We start from the raw sequence: 2667 nt of genomic DNA, 5'->3' as shown, positions 1-2667 counted from the left end.
CAGGGGTGTCGAAAGAGTCAACTGCGGTCCAAAGCTGTTGGACTTGGGTGAAAAGGGCGTTTATTCTTCCTATACGTATAGGAAACCTTTATTATACGGTTATAGTAAAAAGGGGGAGAGGAATCTTCCTCTTTTTTATTTTAAAGGGAGATCTCCCATGACACTTCGTAGAAAAGGGTACATCAATGAATTTGATGGCTTATTTGTGATACCAACAATCGGATTAATCCTGTTGAAATTTTATATTTCTATATTTAGAGCATAGGCAGATTGCCTGTGCTCTTTATTTTGTTTGTTTTAAATTGGTATTGAATGATACCAATATTACATGATTAATGGAGGAGATTATTTATGACATTTAATAACAATGAAAATACACGTGTGTGGTTTATTACAGGTGCAAGCAGTGGACTAGGATACGAATTCACAAAAAAAGCATTGGAGTCAGGAGAGAAGGTTGTTGGTGTTGCTAGAAATATTGAAAAACTGAATGAGTTAAAATGCCAGTTTGAAGGAATGTTACTTCCTTTAAGTCTTGATGTTACTGATAGAAGTGCTGTTTCGACTACAGTGGAAACTGCCATTAAACATTTTGGAAGACTCGATATTGTCATTAACAATGCAGGGAATATGGTAATGGGAATGATTGAAGAATTTAGTGAAGATGAAGTTAGAAGCCAAATGGAAACTAATTTCTTCGGTACAGTATGGGTAAGTCAAGCTGTTATGCCGTACTTGCGGGCACAAGAATCAGGTCATATTATCCAGATATCTAGTATTGGTGGACTGATTAGTGGTCCAATGTCGGGAATCTATAGCGCTAGTAAATTTGCTTTAGAAGGATTTAGCGAGGCTTTAGCACAAGAAGCTGCACATTTTGGTATAAAAGTATCTATCGTAGAACCTGGAGGTTACTGGACGAATCTATACTTAAAAATGAGTTTTACTACACAGAAAAAAGAGTATGATTCATTACGTGAAAAGTTGGCCCAACAATATTCAAACGAATCGGTGGATAGTGATCCTAAGTTAGCCGCCGAAGCTATAATGAAACTGGTTAATAGTGAGAATCCGCCTCTCCGATTAGTTCTGGGAAGCCTTGTATATGATTTAGCTGTTGAAAATGCAGAAAAACGTATATTTACATGGAAAGAGTGGGAATCAGTCAGTCGTTCTTCGGAACATGGGATTCCTGCACCAGAAGGATACGGAATAATTGAGGAATAGAAACCCTAAGAAATAAACTCTCTAAACTACAAAAACTAATTAATGATTTAATATGTTTATTAACTTAATCGCCGGGCGCAACGGCTTTCGTCATTGCGTCTCTGGGAGCAGCTTGGTCTTCAACTGCACCGGCCTTTGTCGCTTTCCGTCTACTTCAAGCAGTGGGCGCGTCGGCCATGCTGGTGGCGACGTTCGCGACGGTTCGCGACGTTTATGCCAACCGTCCTGAGGGTGTCGTCATCTACGGCCTTTTCAGTTCGATGCTGGCGTTCGTGCCTGCGCTCGGCCCTATCGCCGGAGCATTGATCGGCGAGTTCTTGGGATGGCAGGCGATATTCATTACTTTGGCTATACTGGCGATGCTCGCACTCCTAAATGCGGGTTTCAGGTGGCACGAAACCCGCCCTCTGGATCAAGTCAAGACGCGCCGATCTGTCTTGCCGATCTTCGCGAGTCCGGCTTTTTGGGTTTACACTGTCGGCTTTAGCGCCGGTATGGGCACCTTCTTCGTCTTCTTCTCGACGGCTCCCCGTGTGCTCATAGGCCAAGCGGAATATTCCGAGATCGGATTCAGCTTTGCCTTCGCCACTGTCGCGCTTGTAATGATCGTGACAACCCGTTTCGCGAAGTCCTTTGTCGCCAGATGGGGCATCGCAGGATGCGTGGCGCGTGGGATGGCGTTGCTTGTTTGCGGAGCGGTCCTGTTGGGGATCGGCGAACTTTACGGCTCGCCGTCATTCCTCACCTTCATCCTACCGATGTGGGTTGTCGCGGTCGGTATTGTCTTCACGGTGTCCGTTACCGCGAACGGCGCTTTGGCAGAGTTCGACGACATCGCGGGATCAGCGGTCGCGTTCTACTTCTGCGTTCAAAGCCTGATAGTCAGCATTGTCGGGACATTGGCGGTGGCACTTTTAAACGGTGACACAGCGTGGCCCGTGATCTGTTACGCCACGGCGATGGCGGTACTGGTTTCGTTGGGGCTGGTGCTCCTTCGGCTCCGTGGGGCTGCCACCGAGAAGTCGCCAGTCGTCTAACCGACGACTGGTAGCAGGCCCGCTCCGATGCGGCGCACTAACCATCGAAACCTCGTGAATGTCGGTATCCTGTCTGGCAGGATACCGCTCATTTCCCTTGTTCAGTTCATCGCCGTCGCCGAGCATCTGAATTTTCGGCATGCGGCCAAGGCACTTGGTATCAGCCAGTCGAGCGTCAGCGCGCGTGTGAAAGCGCTGGAGGATAACCTTGGTGTCCTGCTATTTGAGCGCCATGCGCGGGGCGTTCGGCTAACAGACGCAGGCAGGCACTTCATGGAGCGTGTCACGGCGGGTGTCGATCAACTCGATCACGCAGTGAAGACCGCGGAGTGACGGGCACTGGCTGGCAATGTCTAGCAACGGCAGGCATTTCGGCTGAGGGTAAAAGAACTTTCCGCTAAGC

General features: G+C 47.8%; 3 protein-coding genes and 1 pseudogene. All 4 read left to right on the top strand.

The annotated features are described in order from the left end of the window. The coding region (locus tag GVV58_RS15550) for a hypothetical protein (protein WP_216070547.1) at positions 1 to 265 on the top strand (265 nt) is incomplete at its 5' end. 86 nt (positions 266 to 351) lie between these two features. Beyond that, positions 352 to 1227 (top strand): SDR family oxidoreductase, encoded by an 876-nt coding sequence (locus GVV58_RS15080; RefSeq protein WP_078081115.1) that lies wholly within the window; start codon positions 352 to 354, stop codon positions 1225 to 1227. A gap of 74 nt (positions 1228 to 1301) precedes the next feature. Beyond that, positions 1302 to 2264: pseudogene (gene floR, locus GVV58_RS15075) on the top strand (chloramphenicol/florfenicol efflux MFS transporter FloR); the annotation flags it as partial. A gap of 27 nt (positions 2265 to 2291) precedes the next feature. Next, complete coding sequence (locus GVV58_RS15070) at positions 2292 to 2597, top strand: LysR family transcriptional regulator (protein ID WP_001255015.1); 306 nt, start codon at positions 2292 to 2294, stop codon at positions 2595 to 2597. Positions 2598 to 2667 lie beyond the last annotated feature (70 nt).

The sequence above is a fragment of the Acinetobacter sp. 18QD2AZ41W genome (assembly GCF_009829025.1).
Classification (GTDB): domain Bacteria; phylum Pseudomonadota; class Gammaproteobacteria; order Pseudomonadales; family Moraxellaceae; genus Acinetobacter; species Acinetobacter pseudolwoffii.
The sequence above is the reverse complement of the archived record's forward strand: the minus strand, read 5'-3'. Positions and strand labels throughout refer to the sequence as shown.